Source organism: Streptomyces sp. NPDC048484 (assembly GCF_040651415.1).
GTDB lineage: Bacteria > Actinomycetota > Actinomycetes > Streptomycetales > Streptomycetaceae > Streptomyces.
Genome location: NZ_JBEZJY010000016.1, coordinates 34,518 through 52,353, shown reverse-complemented (window position 1 = coordinate 52,353; position 17,836 = coordinate 34,518). Strand labels below are relative to the sequence as shown.

General features: G+C 70.0%; 17 protein-coding genes. 12 read left to right on the top strand and 5 right to left on the bottom strand.

Features of this window, described 5'->3' with window-relative positions; genetic code table 11:
* The first annotated feature begins 5 nt into the window (after nucleotides 1–5).
* Together AB0D14_RS17855 and nudC are read left to right on the top strand one after the other, a co-directional pair.
* Complete coding sequence (locus AB0D14_RS17855) at nucleotides 6–1,409, top strand: dipeptidase (RefSeq protein WP_362779833.1); 1,404 nt, start codon at nucleotides 6–8, stop codon at nucleotides 1,407–1,409.
* A gap of 86 nt (nucleotides 1,410–1,495) precedes the next feature.
* Complete coding sequence (gene nudC, locus AB0D14_RS17850) at nucleotides 1,496–2,443, top strand: NAD(+) diphosphatase (RefSeq protein ID WP_362779830.1); 948 nt, start codon at nucleotides 1,496–1,498, stop codon at nucleotides 2,441–2,443.
* Between the two features lie 37 nt (nucleotides 2,444–2,480).
* On the opposite strand, the gene AB0D14_RS17845 is transcribed toward nudC, so the two are convergent.
* On the bottom strand, nucleotides 2,481–2,723 hold the full coding sequence (locus AB0D14_RS17845; protein ID WP_362779827.1) for a mycoredoxin: 243 nt from the start codon (nucleotides 2,721–2,723) through the stop codon (nucleotides 2,481–2,483).
* 212 nt (nucleotides 2,724–2,935) lie between these two features.
* On the opposite strand from AB0D14_RS17845, the gene AB0D14_RS17840 reads away from it, so the two are divergent.
* The 4 genes from AB0D14_RS17840 to AB0D14_RS17825 all read left to right on the top strand — a co-directional run bounded on the left by AB0D14_RS17840 (nucleotide 2,936) and on the right by AB0D14_RS17825 (nucleotide 6,507).
* Nucleotides 2,936–5,167 (top strand): ATP-dependent DNA helicase UvrD2, encoded by a 2,232-nt coding sequence (locus AB0D14_RS17840; RefSeq protein WP_362779825.1) that lies wholly within the window; start codon nucleotides 2,936–2,938, stop codon nucleotides 5,165–5,167.
* A 162-nt stretch (nucleotides 5,168–5,329) separates the two neighbouring features.
* The gene (locus tag AB0D14_RS17835; protein ID WP_362779823.1) at nucleotides 5,330–5,644 is read left to right on the top strand and encodes a hypothetical protein; all 315 of its coding nucleotides are present in this window, start codon (nucleotides 5,330–5,332) and stop codon (nucleotides 5,642–5,644) included.
* Between the two features lie 174 nt (nucleotides 5,645–5,818).
* Nucleotides 5,819–6,187 carry a WhiB family transcriptional regulator gene (locus AB0D14_RS17830; protein ID WP_362779820.1) on the top strand — a complete coding sequence of 123 codons (369 nt, stop codon included), beginning with the start codon at nucleotides 5,819–5,821 and terminating at the stop codon, nucleotides 6,185–6,187.
* Nucleotides 6,184–6,507 carry a hypothetical protein gene (locus tag AB0D14_RS17825; RefSeq protein WP_362779817.1) on the top strand — a complete coding sequence of 108 codons (324 nt, stop codon included), beginning with the start codon at nucleotides 6,184–6,186 and terminating at the stop codon, nucleotides 6,505–6,507. The genes AB0D14_RS17830 and AB0D14_RS17825 overlap by 4 nt, the downstream gene beginning before the upstream one ends.
* A 120-nt stretch (nucleotides 6,508–6,627) precedes the next feature.
* On the opposite strand, the gene AB0D14_RS17820 is transcribed toward AB0D14_RS17825, so the two are convergent.
* Both AB0D14_RS17820 and AB0D14_RS17815 read right to left on the bottom strand, forming a co-directional pair.
* On the bottom strand, nucleotides 6,628–8,103 hold the full coding sequence (locus tag AB0D14_RS17820; protein ID WP_362779815.1) for an AarF/ABC1/UbiB kinase family protein: 1,476 nt from the start codon (nucleotides 8,101–8,103) through the stop codon (nucleotides 6,628–6,630).
* Entirely contained in the window at nucleotides 8,096–9,295 is a 1,200-nt protein-coding gene (locus AB0D14_RS17815) for a TOMM precursor leader peptide-binding protein (protein WP_362779812.1), read from the bottom strand. Before AB0D14_RS17815 ends, AB0D14_RS17820 begins: the two co-directional genes overlap by 8 nt.
* A 210-nt stretch (nucleotides 9,296–9,505) precedes the next feature.
* On the opposite strand from AB0D14_RS17815, the gene AB0D14_RS17810 reads away from it, so the two are divergent.
* From AB0D14_RS17810 to AB0D14_RS17795, 4 genes are all read left to right on the top strand, one after another.
* Nucleotides 9,506–10,102, top strand: coding sequence for a M48 family metallopeptidase (locus AB0D14_RS17810; protein WP_362779810.1), 597 nt, complete (start codon nucleotides 9,506–9,508; stop codon nucleotides 10,100–10,102).
* Nucleotides 10,103–10,243: 141 nt separating this feature from the next.
* The gene (locus tag AB0D14_RS17805; RefSeq protein WP_362779808.1) at nucleotides 10,244–12,016 is read left to right on the top strand and encodes a TerD family protein; all 1,773 of its coding nucleotides are present in this window, start codon (nucleotides 10,244–10,246) and stop codon (nucleotides 12,014–12,016) included.
* A gap of 13 nt (nucleotides 12,017–12,029) precedes the next feature.
* Nucleotides 12,030–12,710, top strand: coding sequence for an AIM24 family protein (locus AB0D14_RS17800; RefSeq protein ID WP_055610520.1), 681 nt, complete (start codon nucleotides 12,030–12,032; stop codon nucleotides 12,708–12,710).
* Nucleotides 12,711–12,725: 15 nt separating this feature from the next.
* Entirely contained in the window at nucleotides 12,726–13,481 is a 756-nt protein-coding gene (locus AB0D14_RS17795) for an AIM24 family protein (RefSeq protein ID WP_362779805.1), read from the top strand.
* A 294-nt stretch (nucleotides 13,482–13,775) separates the two neighbouring features.
* Here AB0D14_RS17795 and AB0D14_RS17790 read toward each other — a convergent pair whose 3' ends face one another.
* The gene (locus AB0D14_RS17790; RefSeq protein ID WP_362779802.1) at nucleotides 13,776–14,297 is read right to left on the bottom strand and encodes an NUDIX hydrolase; all 522 of its coding nucleotides are present in this window, start codon (nucleotides 14,295–14,297) and stop codon (nucleotides 13,776–13,778) included.
* Nucleotides 14,294–15,751, bottom strand: coding sequence for a zinc-dependent metalloprotease (locus tag AB0D14_RS17785; protein ID WP_362779800.1), 1,458 nt, complete (start codon nucleotides 15,749–15,751; stop codon nucleotides 14,294–14,296). The genes AB0D14_RS17790 and AB0D14_RS17785 overlap by 4 nt, the downstream gene beginning before the upstream one ends.
* Nucleotides 15,752–15,941: 190 nt before the next feature.
* Between AB0D14_RS17785 and AB0D14_RS17780 the strand changes: the two genes are divergently transcribed.
* The gene (locus AB0D14_RS17780) at nucleotides 15,942–17,105 is read left to right on the top strand and encodes an SDR family oxidoreductase (protein ID WP_362779798.1); all 1,164 of its coding nucleotides are present in this window, start codon (nucleotides 15,942–15,944) and stop codon (nucleotides 17,103–17,105) included.
* 104 nt (nucleotides 17,106–17,209) lie between these two features.
* Entirely contained in the window at nucleotides 17,210–17,671 is a 462-nt protein-coding gene (locus AB0D14_RS17775; protein ID WP_362779795.1) for a molybdenum cofactor biosynthesis protein MoaE, read from the top strand.
* The last annotated feature ends 165 nt before the right edge of the window (nucleotides 17,672–17,836 follow it).

Sequence of the window (17,836 nt, the reverse complement as noted above, 5' to 3'; positions counted from 1 at the left end):
TGACCATGAGCAAGACTCCGGACAGCGCCGTCCGCGCGTACATCGAGCAGCACCGCGCAGCCTTCCTCGACGACCTCGCCGAATGGCTGCGCATCCCGTCCGTTTCGGCCCAGCCCGAACACGCCGCGGACGTACGGCGCAGCGCCGACTGGCTCGCCGCGAAACTCCTGGAAACGGGCTTCCCGACCTGCGAGGTCTGGGCCACCCCCGGCGCACCCGCGGTCTTCGCCGAATGGCCCTCCGACGACCCGCAGGCACCCACGGTCCTCGTCTACGGCCACCACGACGTCCAGCCCGCCGCCCCGGAGGACGGCTGGGAGACCGACCCCTTCGAGCCGGTCGTCCGCGGAAACCGCCTCCACGCGCGCGGGGCCGCCGACGACAAGGGCCAGGTGTTCTTCCACACACTCGGCGTTCGCGCCCACCTCGCCGCCACGGGCCGCGCCACTCCCGCCGTCCATCTGAAGCTGCTCATCGAGGGCGAGGAGGAGTCCGGTTCCCCGCACTTCCGCGCCCTCGTCGAAGCACGCAGGGACCGGCTGGCCGCCGACGCGGTGATCGTCTCCGACACCAGCATGTGGTCCGAGGACACCCCCACGGTGTGCACCGGCATGCGCGGCCTCGCCGAGTGCGAGATCCAGCTGTACGGACCCGACCAGGACATCCACTCCGGAGCCTTCGGCGGCGCCGTACCCAATCCGGCCACCGTCGCCGCCCGGCTCGTCGCCGCCCTGCACGACGAGCACGCGCGCGTGGCGGTCCCCGGGTTCTACGAAGGCATCACCGAGCTCACCGACCGTGAGCGGGAACTCTTCGCCGAGCTGCCCTTCGACGAGGAGCGCTGGCTGCGCATCGCCAGGTCCACGGCCACCCAGGGAGAGAGCGGCCACACCACCCTGGAGCGCGTCTGGGCCCGCCCGACCGCCGAGGTCAACGGTATAGGCGGCGGCTACCAGGGCCCCGGCAGCAAGACGATCATCCCGTCCTCGGCGATGGTCAAGCTCTCCTTCCGGCTCGTCGCCGGTCAGGACCCTGACTACATCGAAGAGGCCGTCCGTACCTGGGTCGCCGAGCAACTGCCCGCCGGAATCCGCCACGAGATCACCTTCGGCGCCGCCACGCGCCCGTGCCTGACACCGCTCGACCACCCGGCCCTGCAGTCCGTCGTACGCGCCATGGGCCGCGCCTTCGAGCAGGAGATCCGCTTCACCCGCGAAGGGGGATCAGGGCCCGCCGCGGACCTCCAGGACGTCCTCGCCGCCCCCGTGCTGTTCCTCGGTATCTCGGTCCCGTCCGACGGCTGGCACGCCCCCAATGAGAAGGTCGAGCTCGACCTTCTCCTCAAAGGCGTCGAAACCACTGCCTATCTGTGGGGCGATCTGGCCCAGAACTGGCGAGATGCACACTGAAGAAGCCCCGCCGCACACGTCCTGCCGTACATCCGGCTGAACAGCCCACCGAAACAACCGTTTCACCGGGGGAGTTGGAAGCACCCGTGACCACCTGGACCGACCGCACCGCCGACCGTCCCATCTCGCTCACCGCCCCGAGCGGCATCGACCGGGCCGCCCACCACCGGCTCGACGAGGCCTGGCTCGCCGCGGCGTGGAGCCACCCCACCACCCGCGCCTTCGTGGTCTCCGGCGGCCAGGTCCTCATCGACGAGACATCCGACGGCACCACCGAACTCGTCATGACCCCATCCTTCGAGGCGCCCCTCACCGAAGCGCACCGCTACTTCCTCGGCACCGACGACGACGGCGTCAGCTACTTCGCCCTCCAGAAGGACACCCTCCCCGGCCGCATGGACCAGTCCGCGCGCGCGGCGGGTCTGCGCGAGGCCGGCCTGCTTCTGTCACCCCGCGACGCCAGCCTCATGGTGCACGCGGTGGCACTGGAGAACTGGCAGCGTCTGCACCGCTTCTGCTCCCGTTGCGGTGAACGCACAGTGATCGCCGCGGCCGGCCACATCCGCCGCTGCCCCGCCTGCGGCGCCGAGCACTACCCCCGCACCGACCCGGCCGTGATCATGGCCGTGACGGACAACGAGGACCGCATCCTGCTCGGCCGCCAGGTGCACTGGCCCGAGGGCCGCTTCTCCACCCTCGCCGGCTTCGTCGAGCCCGGCGAGTCCATCGAGCAGTCGGTCCGCCGTGAGGTCTTCGAAGAGGCCGGGATCACGGTGGGCGAGGTCGAGTACGTCGCCAGCCAGCCCTGGCCCTTCCCCTCCAGCCTCATGCTGGGCTTCATGGCCCGCGCCACCTCGGCGGAGATCAACGTCGACGGCGAGGAGATCCAGGAGGCACGCTGGTTCTCCCGGGAAGACCTGCGGGCCGCGTTCGAGTCCGGGGAGGTCCTGCCTCCGTACGGCATCTCGATTGCGGCCCGGCTGATCGAGCTCTGGTACGGCAAGCCCCTGCCGACGCGCGGAGCGGCCGGCTGAGGCAGCTCACGGCTGCCTGAGCCGGTACCTGCACGCCCTAGGCGCCGACCTTCTTCTTGACCTGCGCCAGCGAAGGGTTCGTCAGCGTGGAACCGTCCGGGAAGAGGACGGTGGGAACCGTCTGGTTTCCGCCGTTCGCCTTCTCCACGAACGCCGCGGACTCCGGGTCGTGCTCGATGTTGATCTCCTCGTACGTGATGCCCTCACGGTCCATCTGGCCCTTCAGCCGACGGCAGTAGCCACACCACGTGGTGCTGTACATCGTCACAGTGCCCGGCATCTGCCTCATGCTCCTTCGCTGCAGGGAGTACGTCTTTGCTGTGAAGGCAACGTATGCGACCGGGCTGCCATTCCCGTACGTGGCCGGGCTGGGGCGACGCCGGGCCGGGGCGACGTCGGGAAGGGGCGACGCCTGTCGCATTAGTACGACTGCAAGCGTCTCCCTGTGGACAACCGGCACACCCGCCTCGGCCGACCTGTCAGCATGGCGGGGTGACAGCAGCAACGCATTCCCCCCTCTTCCCGCAGGGCACCCACGGTTCGCAGTACTCGGCCGCGCCGAGCGGGGCCGACGCGGTGCTGGAAGGGCTCGACCCCGAGCAGCGCGAGGTCGCCACCGCCCTGCACGGCCCGGTATGCGTGCTCGCAGGAGCCGGTACGGGCAAGACCCGCGCCATCACCCACCGCATCGCCTACGGAGTACGGGCAGGAATCCTCCAGCCCTCCAGCGTGCTCGCCGTCACCTTCACCAACCGCGCCGCCGGTGAGATGCGCGGTCGCCTCCGCCAGCTCGGAGCCTCCGGAGTTCAGGCCCGCACCTTCCACTCCGCCGCCCTGCGTCAGCTCCAGTACTTCTGGCCGAAAGCAGTCGGCGGCAGCCTGCCCCGCATCGTCGACCGCAAGTTCCAGCTCGTCGCCGACGCCGCGGCCGCCTGCCGCATCCGCCTCGACCGCGGCGAACTGCGCGACGTCACCGGCGAGATCGAATGGTGCAAGGTCACGCAGACCGTCCCGGCCGACTACGCCGCGGTGGCGGTGAAGGCCGGACGCGAAGCCCCCCGCGACCGAGCCGAGATCGCCCAGGTGTACTCCGCGTACGAGGACCTCAAACGCGAGCGCGGCGTCATCGACTTCGAGGACGTCCTGCTGCTGACCGTCGGCATCCTCCAGGACCAGCACCACATCGCGGAAGCGGTCCGCGCCCAGTACCAGCACTTCGTCGTGGACGAGTACCAGGACGTCAGTCCCCTCCAGCAACGCCTCCTGGAACTGTGGCTCGGCGAGCGCGACAGCCTCTGCGTCGTCGGCGATGCCAGCCAGACCATCTACTCGTTCACCGGCGCGACCCCCGACCACCTCCTCGACTTCCGCACCCGCCATCCCGGAGCCACCGTCGTCAAACTCGTCCGCGACTACCGCTCCACCCCTCAGGTGGTCCACCTCGCGAACGGTCTGCTCGCACAGGCCCGCGGCCGCGCGGCGGACCACCGGCTGGAACTGATCTCCCAGCGTGCCGCGGGCCCCGAGCCCGGTTACGCCGAGTACACCGACGAGCCCGCCGAGGCCGAAGGCGCGGCCCGCCGCATCCGTGACCTCATCGCCTCCGGCACCCCCGCGAGCGAGATCGCGATCCTCTTCCGTACGAACTCGCAGTCCGAGACCTACGAACAGGCCCTCGCCGACGTCGCAGTGCCCTACCAACTGCGCGGGGCCGAGCGCTTCTTCGACCGCCCCGAGGTCAAGCGAGCCATCCACGCCCTGCGCGGTGCGGCCCGCTTCGGAGGCAACGACTCACTCCTCGACGGCGCCCCCGACCTCCCCTCACAGGTACGAGCCGTCCTGTCCGGAGACGGCTGGACACACCAGCCACCCGCGGGCTCCGGCGCCGTCAGAGAGCGCTGGGAATCCCTCGCCGCCCTGGCGAACCTGGCTCAGGACTTCGCCGCTGCCAGGACCGACGCCACCCTCGGTGACTTCGTGGCCGAACTGGAGGAGCGCGCCGGCGCCCAGCACGCCCCGACCGTCCAGGGCGTCACCCTCGCCTCGCTCCACTCCGCCAAGGGCCTGGAGTGGGACGTCGTCTTCCTGGTCGGCGTCGCCGAAGGCATGATGCCGATCTCCTACGCGAAGACCGAGGAGCAGATCGAGGAAGAGCGCCGCCTCCTCTACGTCGGCGTCACCCGAGCCAGAGAGCACCTCTCCGTCTCCTGGTCGCAGTCCCGCTCACCCGGCGGCCGCGCCAACCGGCGGCCCAGCCGCTTCCTCGACGGACTGCGCCCCGGCTCCGTCACCACCGCGGGCCGCAGAGGCACGACCGGCCCCGGCGGCTCGGGCGGTATCGAGCGCGGAGCCCCGGGAAGCGCCCCCGGTGTGGCCCGACGGAGCATCCGCACCCCCGCCCGCTGCCGGGTCTGCGGCCGTACGCTCAGCGACGCCGGCGAGATGAAACTGATGCGCTGCGAGGACTGTCCGTCCGACATGGACGAAGGGCTCTACGAACGGCTGCGCGACTGGCGAGCGATCCAGGCCGGGCGCAGCGGGCAGCCGGATTTCTGCGTCTTCACGGACAAGACGCTGATGGCCATCGCGGAAGCGGTACCGTCCAGTCCGGTTGAGCTGGCCCGCATCCCGGGCGTCCGCGCCCGCAAGCTCAACCGCTACGGGACCGACGTACTCGCCATCTGTGCAGGTCAAGAGCCAGAGGCCGACGAGAACGAGGAATGATTCAAACTCGTCGAGAAAATAGTTTGCGCATGCCCCAGCAATCCCCATAGGTTCTAAAGCACGGAAACGGCGGCCTTCTCGAAGGCCCTGGTTTCGTGCTGTACTTAAGAACCGTCGGACCGGCTCGCCCGGTCCCAGAGACGCCGAGAGGAGGCGATTCCAGTGATCAGCATCAACACCAGCTCTGTCAGCACCGCCAAAATGACCGATCGCTCGGTCGTCTCCACGTGCCTGCTCGGCATCTCGAACCTGGGCACCGGTCTGTCCGGCATCGCTGCCACCCGGCCGGCGTCCTCCGTGTCTCTCGCGGCACTCCCTGTTCGCGAGCGCAATGAGCGACCGATGAAGGCACTGGAAGCAGTAGAGGCACAGGCGAAGGCCTATGCCTTTGCGGTCACCGGTGCCGGAGCCAGCAAGCAGACGCATCACAAGATGTGGGCCTTCCGTGGGCCTGACCCCTGGAGTGATCCAGCCTGATCGACGATCAGGCCGGCGCCTTCAGGGCCGCGGAACCCCACCCGGGATCCGCGGCCCTTTTGTTTGTCCCCGACCGGGGACAGCGGAGCGAAGGGGCCTCGGGACAACAAAAAACCCCGGTACCAGCCGCCAACCGGCCAACCGGCCGGCACGACCAGACGAGGAAGACAAACCGTGCAACTCGAAGCGCACGCCCCGTCCGTACCGCCTTCCGAAACGATCGCCCCGCCCGGCTCCACGGAGGACTCCACCTTGACCCCGCTCACTGCGCTGACCGCGCTCGACGACGCCATCGAGAACCTCGGCGTACCCGTCCCCTGCCGTTCCTACGACCCGGAGGTCTTCTTCGCCGAGTCGCCGGCCGATGTCGAGTACGCCAAGTCCCTCTGCCGTACCTGCCCGCTGGTCGAGGCCTGCCTCGCCGGTGCCAAGGAGCGGCGTGAGCCCTGGGGCGTCTGGGGCGGCGAGCTCTTCGTCCAGGGTGTCGTTGTCGCCCGGAAGCGGCCGCGTGGCCGCCCGCGCAAGAACCCGGTTGCGGCATGAACATCACAGGAACGATCGATCGCCCCCTGACGCACGACCCCAAGAAACAGGCCCCGATGAAGCCGTCCGCCGGCGAGCCCGCAGGCTCCGCGATTCCAGACTTCACCTCCACCGGCGCGAACGACTCGCGTCAGAACAGGACCCGAGAGATGCAACTCATCCCAGAAGCCCTCGCGCGTGCGCATATGCACGACCGAATCCATGAAGCAGAGCAGGAACGCCGGGCGATGCGCCTGGTGGTGGCCCGCCGCATGCAGCGCCGTGCCGAGCGCGCGTCGCTGCGCGCCCGCCGCGCTCTGGCCATGGCGGTCATGCAGTAAGGCTCGTCGGCCGAGGAGCAACAGGAACAACAGGAACAACCGCTGATCGCGGGGGCCGGTCCGAACGGACCGGCCCCCGCGGTGCGTTGTACCGCTGGATCCGCCCCGGTGATGAGGAGCTCACGCCCCGGCCGCGGAGCCCTCGTCGCCCAGATCCAGGTCCAGGCCCATTTCCAGGTCCGCTTCTGGTTCCGCGTCCGCGTCCGGTAGGAAGCCTGGAAGCCATTCCTCGAGTTCCTGCCGCAGCCGTACCGTCGCTCCCAGCTGGCACAGCACGCCGATCGTGCTCAGGGTCACCCGGTGTATCAGCAGATACGCCGGGGGCAGGTTGAGCTGCTTGCCCAGTTGGTGTGCGGGGGAGCGGGGATCGGCGATCCGGGCTGCCTGGCTTCGCATCCAGCCCCGGCTGAAGGTGAACTCGTCGAGCTGGGCCGGCTCGATGATGGGGAGCAGGTAGTCCAGGACGGCGTCCGGGTCCAGGTCTATGGACTCCTTGACGAAGCCCTCCTCGCAGAGCAGTTCGTAGACGGCTTCCGCCTCGCCTTCGAGGGTCATGCGAAGCGAGCTGCCGATCGTCGGCGGGAGGCCGGCCGGAAGGCGGTCCACCGTGCCGAAGTCCAGTACACCCAGCCGCCAGCCGCTCTTGTCGCCGGAGCCATCCGTGCCATCCGTGCCATCGGAGACATCCACGCCATCGGAGCCCTCGGGGTCCTTCGGGTCGTCCGGCAGGAGGCGGAAGTTTCCCGGATGCGGGTCTGCGTGCAGCAGGCCGGTGCGAGAGGGGCCGGAGAAGAGGAAGCGGGCGAGGAGCTGACCCGCTCGGTCCCGCTCCTCCTGCGTACCGTCGGTTATCACCTCGGACAGCGGTATCCCGTCGATCCACTCCGTCACCAGTACCTGCTCGCACTGGTGGACCACGGCCGGCACCAGGACATCCGGGTCGTCCGCGAACTCCTCCGCGTGTGCCTGCTGAGCCTGGGCCTCCAGGCCGTAGTCGAGCTCCTCGGACACCCGGTCGCGCAGTTCCGCGATGAGTGGCTTGATGTCCACGCCCGGAATCAGTGGCCCCAGCAGCCGGGCGAAACGGCTCAGCTGGTTCAGATCGGACAGCAGGGCTTCGCCCGCCCCGGGGTACTGGACCTTGACGGCGACCTCCCGGCCGTCGTGCCAGACCGCCCGGTGCACCTGTCCTATGGAGGCCGCCGCGGCCGGTTTGTCCTGGAACTCCAGGAACAGATCCTCCCAGTCCTCGCCGAGCCGCTCCGTCAGCACGGCGTGCACCGTGCGCGTCGGCATCGGCGGGGCCGCCTCCTGAAGCTTGGTGAGCGCCGCGCGATACGGGCCCGCGACCTCCTCGGGCAGCGCCGACTCGAAGACGGACATGGCCTGTCCGAACTTCATCGCGCCACCCTTGAGCTCGCCGAGCACCTTGAACAGCTGCTCCGCCGTGCGCTGTTGCAGCTCGCGACCCACGAGTTCCGCGGACTTGCCGCCGATTCGTTTGCCGAGTCCCCAGGTCGCGCGCCCGGCGAAGCCGAGCGGTAGTGCGGCGAGCTTGGCGGTTCGGGTGACCGCCTTCCGGGGAAGATCAGACATGCGCCCTCCAAGTACCGGACAGCCGTGCCGCGTGCGGCTGTTGCCCGGCCATTGTCTCGTGCGGCCCTTCGTCGTCAGCGGCAGCGGTCTGCTCCCCCTTACCTTTCTCCCCGGGACCGCAGGGACATGCGGGATGCTGCCACACCGGGCGGGCGTGCCAGTCGAAACCAGGTACCGAAACCTCCCAGCGGGCGCCCGCACTCGACGGTAGCCCCCCGTCCAGGAAGGCGAGCGCATGCCCCGCGGCCAGCCCGGCGACCGTGGCCGCCAGTGTCAGGTCGCATGCCGGCACCTGGCGGAGCTGTCCGGAACGCCACTGCGCGAGCAGGCGCGGCCAGGTCGGATCCCGGTCCGTGCGTCCCAGATCGAGACAGCCCGCGCAAGCCGTGTCACCGGGCAGGACCAACGGGCCGACGACGCCGGTGCCCTCCACCACCCCGGCGAAGAGATGAGGCGTACCGGAGCCGATCAGTGGCTCGTACACCGCCGGGTCGGGCGCGTGGACGGCGAGTCCGTCCCGGGGCGCGATGATCACCAGGGAGAGGCCCGGGTCGTCCTGTTCGGGAACGGACCGGGCGCCGCCTCGCCGGGGCGGGCGGCCGGGTGCCGCTCCGCGCACCGCACGCCGTGCGGCCTCGTCCCTGCGCTCGCCGATGGACTCCACAGGCAGCCCGCCCGGCGCCACGTCCCAGGGTTCGACGCAGCCGCCGTCCTGTACTTCGACCCGGCCCACGCCCGCGGCTGCCAGGGCCGAGGCCAGGACGACTCCGACCCGGCCCGCACCCCGTACCAGTACACGCAGCGAGCGGCGGGCCGCGAGCCGGCGCATGGCCTCGCCGGGTTCAGGGGCGACGAGGGAGAGTGAGGCGGCGTCCGGCCGGAGCCGGTCCAGCACTGCCGTTTTCCCGCGCAGGGCGTCGGCGGCCGGGCCACCGCCCGTGGCGTCGTCCAGCAGTCCGGCCCGGGACAGCCGCTCCACGAGACCGTCGACATGACCGTCGGGCAGACCCATGCGGCGCCCCTCGTCGCGCAGGAGAGGCAGCCCGCGTGTTCCGTCGAACAACGTCAGGAGACTGCCTGTCGCCGTGTCCATCGGGCCGAGCACCATCGCATGCGCCGGTGCCATACCGAACTGAACGGTGTTCGGATCCCGCCAGCCGCGCCGCAGCGCGGGTTTCACCATCGGATGCATGAAGCGACCCCCGTACGTCCCCGTGGTGCCGGAGGAGTTCGTCCTGCTCCGCCGGTCGAATGCCAGGATGCCCGCATTGCCCGGCGCGTGCCGAAAGTTATCCACAGGCGGTGGGTGTTCGTCGTATAAATCGAGCCCATGGGGTGCGGTTCGGCATCGATGCGTACCGGAGACGGGACTTCCCCCTTGTGCAACGGGTAACGTCGGGGCGTGCCCGCCGACCCACTGCACCGCGCCGGAAACCCACAGCGCAGCACGACGAGCCAGCCGCCAAGCGGCTCGGGGGCGAGCGCGATCGAGGTCCGCAGGAGCGCGCGACGACGCAGAACGGTCTCCGCGTACCGTGAGGGCGATCGCACCGTCGTGCTCATTCCCGCCCGGATGTCCGAGGCGGAGGAGCAGCGCTGGGTCACTGTCATGCTCGACAAGCTGGCCGCCCAGGAGAACAAGCGGGTGCTCGGCGACACGGAACTGTCCGAGCGTGCCGCCCGGCTCTCGGAGCTGTACTTCGACGGCCGGGCCCGGCCCACCTCGGTGCGCTGGGTCACCAACCAGAACACGCGATGGGGCTCGTGCACCCCGGCCGAGGGCAGTATTCGACTCTCGCACCGCTTGCAGGGCATGCCCGAGTACGTCGTCGACTACGTCCTCGTCCACGAACTCGCACATCTGCTCGTACCTGGTCACGGAGCCGATTTCTGGCGGCTCCTGGAGGCCTACCCGCGGACCGAGCGGGCCCGCGGCTACCTCGAAGGAGTGGTCGCCGCGGACTGGCTGCCCCACCTGCCCGCGGCGCGCGGCGAGTGACGCCGGCCTGAGCCGGACCCCTGGCCGGACGGTCGGTGGCAGGGATTTGTACCGGGTCTGTACCGGCCTCGTCCGCGGCTGGATTTTGCCGTTAGCCTGACGCGACGCACTTGTATTCGGGATGGGGGACGGTCGTTACGCATGGCCAGGGAATTCCAACGCGGCCACAAGGCCAGGATCAGTGACCTCACCGCGGGCACCGATCTGTACGTAGGCGTGCAGATCACCGGTCCCGGGCTGACCTTCGACATCAGCTGCTTCGGTCTGGACGCCGACGAGCGGCTGTCGGACGACCAGTATTTCGTTTTCTTCAACCAGCCGAAGACTCCTGAGGAGTCCGTCCAGCTTCTGGGCGCGCAGGCGGGCGACTCGGAGTCCTTCCGCGTCACCCTCGACAAGATCCCTCCGCGGATCCAGAAACTGTCCTTCACGGCGACCGTCGACGGCGTGGGGCAGATGTCCCAGATCGCCCCCGGCTACATCCGTATCGTGGCGGGCGGCGAGGAGGTGGCCCGGTACTCCTTCACCGGCGCCGAGTTCTCCACCGAACGCGCCGTGATGCTGGGCGACTTCTACCTGAAGGACGTCTGGCGGTTCGCCGCGGTCGGGCAGGGCTTCGACGGCGGACTCGACGCGCTGCTGAAGAACTTCGGCGGCGAGGTCGCCGAGGCGGAGCCGGTCGCCGCGCCCGCGCCGCAGGACGGCGCCCCGTCGTTCGCGCCGCCGGCCCAGGCCTCCGTGCCGCCCGCGTTCGGGGCTCCCGCAGGCCCCGCCACGCCGGCTCCCGCACCGCAGCCCGCTCAGGGTTTCGTGCCGCCCCCGGGGCCCACGCCGCCGCCGGCGCCCGCACCTTCGGTGCACGCTGCGCCGACCATCATCGCGCCCATGACTCCGCCGAGTGGTGCCCCCGTACCGCCTCCGGCACCAGCTCCCGCGCCGTATGGGCAGCCGGGCCAGCAGCCGCCGTACGGCCAGGCCCCCGGCCAGAGCGCACCCCTGCCGCCCGGTTACGGACAACCGCAAGCACCTCAAGCACCCGCCCCGCCTCCCGGTTACGGCCAGTCGCCTCCGCCTCCGCCTCCGCCTCCGCCTCCGCCTCCGCCTCCGCCTCCGCCTCCGCCTCCGCCTCCGCCTCCGCCTCCGCCTCCGGGCTATGGCCAGCAGCCGCCGTTCGGCCAGGTGCCGGGTCAGCCCGGCGCCCTGGGTGCGCCCGCCGCGTACGGGGTGCCGCAGGGCGCTCCCCCGGGTGGTGCCGGTGTCACCGCGGCGCTGCAGGCGTACAAGGAGACGCCCACCGGGCAGCGCTGGACCCAGCAGAACAAGAAGATGGTCCGTGTCGATCTCGGCATGGGCGGCGACCAGGCCGTACTGGCCCGCCAGGGCAGCATGGTGCTCTACCAGGGCAAGGTCGACTTCAGCTACAAGGGCGCAGGGTTCTCCGGCCGGGTCGTGGGCAACGCGACCGGCCAGGAGATGCAGCTCATGCGCTGTTCGGGCCGTGGCCAGGTCTTCCTCGCGGAGAACGGCGCCATGCTGCACCCCATCGAGCTGCAGGGAGACGCCGTCTGCGTCTCCGCGGAGAACGTCCTGGCCTTCGACGAGACGCTGCAGTACGAGGTGCGCCGCGTCGAGGGGCACGGCATCCCCGGAGGCGCGCTGTTCACGATGCAGTTCCAGGGGACCGGCACGATCGTAGTGAAGACGCGTGGTGTGCCTGTCGTCCTGCCCGTGACGCCGACGACGTTCGCCGACTGCAACGCCGTCGTCGCGTGGTCCGCCGCCTCTCAGGTGATCGTTTCCAGCCAGGTACGGATGCGCCGCAACGCCTACCCGGGCGACACAGGGGAGAGCGTGAACCTCCAGTTCCGCGGCGCGCCCGGCAATTTCATCGTCGTCCAGCCGTACGAGGTCTGAGGGAGCCCGTTTTATGAACCAGCAACTCGCGGGCTTCGCCCCGGCACCCGTTGCCGCGCGCATGGAGAACCACGGCAATCACATGCTCAAGGTCGCCATGCAGACCGGAAACGACCTCCTCGCGCGCGTGGGGTCGATGGTCGCCTACGAGGGCTTCGTCCAGTACGAGCCCAATCCGCCGGCCGTGCGCCAGATCGCCAAGGACTGGATGACCGGCGAGGGCGCACCCCTGATGAAGTGCTCCGGAGACGGCCTGCTCTACCTCTCCGACTACGGGGCGAACGTCGTCGTCATCAACCTCAACGGCGACGCGATCTCCGTCAACGCCACCAACCTGCTCGCCTTCGACGCTCACCTCACGTGGGGTGTCGAGCGGGTCAAGGGGCTGGCGAAGTTCGCCGGCCAGGGACTGTGGAACACCAAGATCTCCGGGCAGGGCTGGGTCGCGCTGACCTCCCGGGGCAAGCCCATAGTCGTCGACTGCGGAGGCGGCGAGGACGAGACGTACGTCGACCCGGACGCGCTCGTCGCCTGGTCCCCGAACCTCAAGGTGAAGGGCAAGCGCAGCTTCAAGGCACAGTCGCTGATCGGGCGGGGCAGCGGCGAGGCCTTCCAGATGGCCTTCTCCGGACAGGGCATCGTCGTCGTCCAGCCCAGCGAGGACAGCACCGACCGTCTCCGGGTCCGGGGCTGAGGGGGAGGACACACCATGCAGAGCCCGCTTTTCGCTTACAACGACCAGCAGTCCCAGGACCGCTACAGCCTGCAGAACAAGCAGATGCTGCGCGTTCTTCTGGAGGGCCACGACGACGTGCTCGCCCGCAAGGGCACCATGATCGCCTACCAGGGTCTTGTGGAGTTCGACGCCGAGTTCCAGAACTCCGGACAGCAGCGTTCGCGCGCGCACACCGGGGAGGGCCTCGACCTGATGCGCTGCCACGGGCAGGGCACCGTCTACCTGGCCAACCTCGCCCAGCACATCCATGTGGTGGACGTGGACCAGGACGGTCTCACCGTGGACAGCAGTTATGTCCTGGCGATGGACTCCTCGCTGCACCACGACGTGATCGCCGTGGACAGCCAGTACGGCATCTCCGGTTCCGGCAAGTATCAGCTCAACATCTCCGGGCGCGGCAAGGTCGCGCTGATGACGTCGGGCATGCCGCTGATGCTGCAGGTCACGCCCGACAAATACGTCAACTGCGACGCCGACGCGATCGTTGCCTGGTCCACGGGTCTGCGCGTCCAGATGCAGGCCCAGACGCATTCCTCCGGAGTCTTCCGCCGTCGCGGCAACACCGGTGAGGGCTGGGAGCTCAGCTTCATGGGCCAGGGGTACGCGCTCGTCCAGCCCAGCGAGATGCTGCCGCCGCAGAACGCGGTGCTCGGGTCAGGCGTCGCCGCCCAGTACGGAATGGGACAGCAGGGGGCCCGGGGACAGAACCAGGGCAACGCCTGGAGCTAGGGCGTGTTTCGAAAGTCCCGTCTGCCCGGCGACGCCATGCACGCACTCTCGCCGCACCGGGCGCAGACCCAAGTACGTCCAGTACGAGGGTCTACGCCCGGCACGCCGAGAGCACGCACCTGACGCCGCCGGGCCCGCCCTCCGGGCGGACGACGCTACTTTCGAAACACGCCCTAGGGGCCGTTGATGGCTCTTCGTCGCGCAGGCGCTCCGGGGACGCTCTTCGGAGCGTCCCCCTGAAGACTGGCGTGATGTAAGGGGCGGTCGCTATTGCGGTCGCCCCTTACCCGTTCCTCAGAGCCTTGCCCGTGTCGCTGCCACGAGGCGTACGACCGAGTCGTCGGCCACCCGCGCCACCTCGTCGTACGCGAACCAGCGCAGGTCGAGGGACTCGTCGCTGATCTCCTGGACTGCGCCCGGGACGGCCACGACCGCGTACTGGACGTCGAAGTGGCAGTGACACGGCGGCGGGATGGGATGCCTGTCGAGCCGTACGGGGCCGCCCGGCAGCAGTGTCAGCCCCGCGATGCCCGACTCCTCCGTGGCCTCACGCAGGGCAGCGGCCTCCAGGGTGGCGTCCCCGGGCTCGCAGTGCCCGCCCATCTGGAGCCACATCCGAAGCTTCCTGTGGAGAGTCAGCAGAACCCTGCCGTGGCCGGGATCGATCACCAGGGCGCTCGCCGTGACGTGCCCGGCCGCACAGGCCTTCCACATGCCGTCCGGATGAGCCTCCAGGTGGTCGAGGTAGGCCTGGCGCAGTTCGTCCTGTCCCTCGATGCCCTTGAGGACCACGACAGCGTCGTCGTACAGGCTCACTTGTCGTCGTCGCCCTTGTCCTTGTCCGCGGCCCCGTCCCCGCCCTTGCTCTCGCCCTTGGTCTCTTCCTTCGTCAGGTTCGGCTGATCGGGTGAACCGCCCGCGGCCTCGCCGAGCATCTTGTCGAGCTCGGAGAAGTCCAGCTGCTCGCGGTGCACGAAGCCGTCCGGGTCGTCCAGGTCGGAGGCGGTCGGCAGCATGTCCGGGTGCGCCCACAGGCCGTCCCGGCCGTCGACGCCGCGCGCGTCGGTGAGCGAGGCCCACAGGCGGGAGGCGTCCCGCAGGCGTCGCGGACGAAGCTCCAGGCCGATCAGCGTGGCGAAGGTCTGCTCCGCCGGACCGCCCGTGGCGCGACGGCGGCGCAGCGTCTCGCGCAGCGCGTCCGCGGACGACAGGCGGGGCTTCGCGGCCGAGTGGACCACCGCGTCCACCCAGCCCTCGACGAGCGCGAGCGCCGTCTCCAGGCGGGCCAGCGCGGCCTTCTGCTCCGGAGTGTCCTCCGGCTGGAACATGCCCTGCTGAAGCGCCGCCTGCAGCTCCTCGGGGTTCTGCGGATCGAACTGGCCGACCACGTCCTCCAGCTTGGCCGTGTCGACCTTGATCCCGCGTGCGTACCCCTCGACCGCGCCGAACAGATGCGAGCGCAGCCACGGCACGTGGGCGAAAAGCCGCTGGTGAGCGGCCTCGCGCAGGGCGATGTAGAGGCGCACCTCGTCCTGGGCGATCCCCAGGTCCTTGCCGAACGCCTCGATGTTCAGCGGCAGCAGCGCGGCCTTGCCGGCCGGGCCGAGCGGCAGACCGACGTCGGTCGAGCCGACGACCTCGCCCGCCAGCATGCCGACGGCCTGCCCGATCTGCGTGCCGAACATGGCGCCGCCCATGGAACGCATCATCCCGAGGAGCGGGCCCGCCATGGCCTGCATCTCCTCGGGAAGGACGTCGCCCATGGCCGCGCCGACGCGCTCGGCGACCGGGTCGACGAGCTCCTTCCACACCGGCAGGGTCGCCTCGACCCACTCCGCGCGGCTCCAGGCCACCGCGGAGGCGGCACCGGACGGCAGCGACGTCGAGTCGTCCAGCCACAGGTCGGCCAGACGGACCGCGTCCTGGACCGCGGTGCGCTCGGCGGGGCCGATGCTCGAGTCCTTCGTGCTGTCGGAGGTGCCCTGGGAGACCGTCTGGCGGGCGATCTGCTTGGCCATGTCCCAGTTCACCGGGCCGCCCTCGTAGGAGAGCATCTGGCCCAGCTGCTGGAACGCGGCGCCCAGATCGTTGGGGTTCAGCGAACCGAACATGGCTGCGAGCGGATTGTCGCCTCCAGGTCCTCCGGGCCCGAAACCGAACGGGTTGGCAGGTCCCTGACCACCACCGCTCTCCTGGTCCTTCTTCTTGCCCTCGTCGCCGTTTTCCGGCTCCTCCGGCGGAAGGCCGAATCCGAATGGGGTGTCACTCACGGGATTCCTCGGCTGTTAAGGCCGCCGGTTCGCTCCGACGGCGGCTGCCCTGCATCACCACCCAGCGTAGACACCACAACCGGTTCGGGCCTCGGTGCGTCGCCGACTCGGCGGCTGCGGCAGGATGGATGCCACCTGGTACGTACGCGTCAGTCGCGTTCTTACTGAAGACAACCGCTGGAGACGCCCGGTGAGTTCCCCAGATCCACAGGTTCGCGCAGCGCGAAACCCCTCAACCCACCCGACGCCCGAAGACCACCCCTCGACGTCGGCGGCGCGGGCCGGCGGGACATCCGCCGTACGCGGTCCCGTCGTCGCGATCACCGGCGCCGCGGCCGGGATCGGCGCGATGCTCACCGAGCGGCTCGCCGCCAGTGACGAGATCAAGCAGGTCATCGCCATCGACGAGCGGCGCGGTGAGTGCGCGGGCGTGCAGTGGCACATCCTGGACGTCCGGGACCCGGCCATCGCCGAGAAGCTCCGCGGAGCGGACGTCGTGGTGCACCTCGCACTCGACCTCGATCTGGAGACGGATCCGGCGGCGCGTACCGCGTACAACGTGCGGGGTACCCAGACCGTGCTCACGGCTGCCGCGGCCGCCGGGGTCCACCGGGTCGTGCTGTGCACGTCGGCCATGGTGTACGGAGCGCTGCCCGACAACGAACTGCCCCTCTCCGAAGACGCGGAGCTACGGGCCACCGCCGAGGCCACGGGGGTCGGGGACCTGCTGGAGGTCGAGCGGCTCGCCCGGCGGGCACCCCGCGCGCATCCCGGGCTCAACGTCACCGTGGTCCGTCCCGCCGTGCTCGTCGGAGGCACTGACACAGCGCTGACCAGGTACTTCGAGTCACCTCGACTCCTGGTCGTGGCCGACTCCCGGCCCGCCTGGCAGTTCTGCCACGTCGAGGACCTGTGCGCCGCTCTGGAGTACGCCGCCCTGGAGAAGGTCGAGGGAGAGCTGGCCGTCGGCTGTGACGGGTGGCTGGAGCAGGAGGAGGTCGAGGAGCTCAGCGGGATCCGGCGGATGGAGCTGCCGTCAGCCATCGCCCTGGGAGCCGCGGCCCGGCTCCACCGGATCGGGCTCACCCCGTCGCCGGCCGGGGACCTCGCGTACACGATGTATCCCTGGGTGGTCAGCGGGAGCCGGCTGCACGATGCCGGGTGGCGGCCCCAGTGGACCAACGAGGAGGTCCTCGCCGAACTCCTGGGAGAGGTCGCCGGAAGGCACACCGTCGCCGGACGGCGGCTCGGACGCAAGGACGCCACCGCGGCGGGAGCCGCGGGAGCGACGGTCGCCCTGCTCGGCACGGCCGCGTTGGTGCGGCGGGCGCGGAAGGCCCGGAGGCGGATCTGAGGCGGAGGCGGACGTGAGGTTGGCGGAAGGGGTGGACCGCTTGAAGGTGTTCCTGAGGTGTTCCTGCAGAAGGCCCCCACGCCGGGGTGGGGCACGATGGGGGTATGGCACTCATGAATGATCATCCTGGTGAGCACGCCGCGCGGGAGCCCATCAAGCTGCTGGCGATTCGGGAGACCGACCTCTCCCTGGACGAGGTCTTCCGGGCCGTCGGTGACGACGCCTCCGGAGGGACCGCGCTCTTCGTGGGGACCGTACGCAACCACGACGGGGGAGCGGACGTCGACGCCCTCGGGTACTCCTGCCACCCCAGCGCCGAGGCCGAGATGCGGCGGGTCGCGGAGAAGGTCGTCGCGGAGTATCCGGTGCGGGCGCTGGCCGCCGTGCACAGAATCGGTGACCTGCGGGTGGGTGATCTCGCGGTGGTCGTCGCCGTCTCCTGTCCGCACCGGGGCGAGGCCTTCGAGGCATGCCGGAAGCTGATCGACGACCTGAAGCACGAGGTCCCGATCTGGAAGCACCAGAAATTCTCCGACGGTACGGAGGAATGGGTCGGGGCCTGCTGACCTGCTGACCGCACGGGAGTCCTGTCTCCCCCGAGAGCGCATTCGTCCCATCAGCCCCGCCAGTCCCATCGACCCCTTCAGACCCCCCGGCCTCACCCGTCCGGGCCTCCGGTTGCGTAACCCGACCCCTGCCGTGAGCGTTGAACAAGCAGATGGTTAATCTGC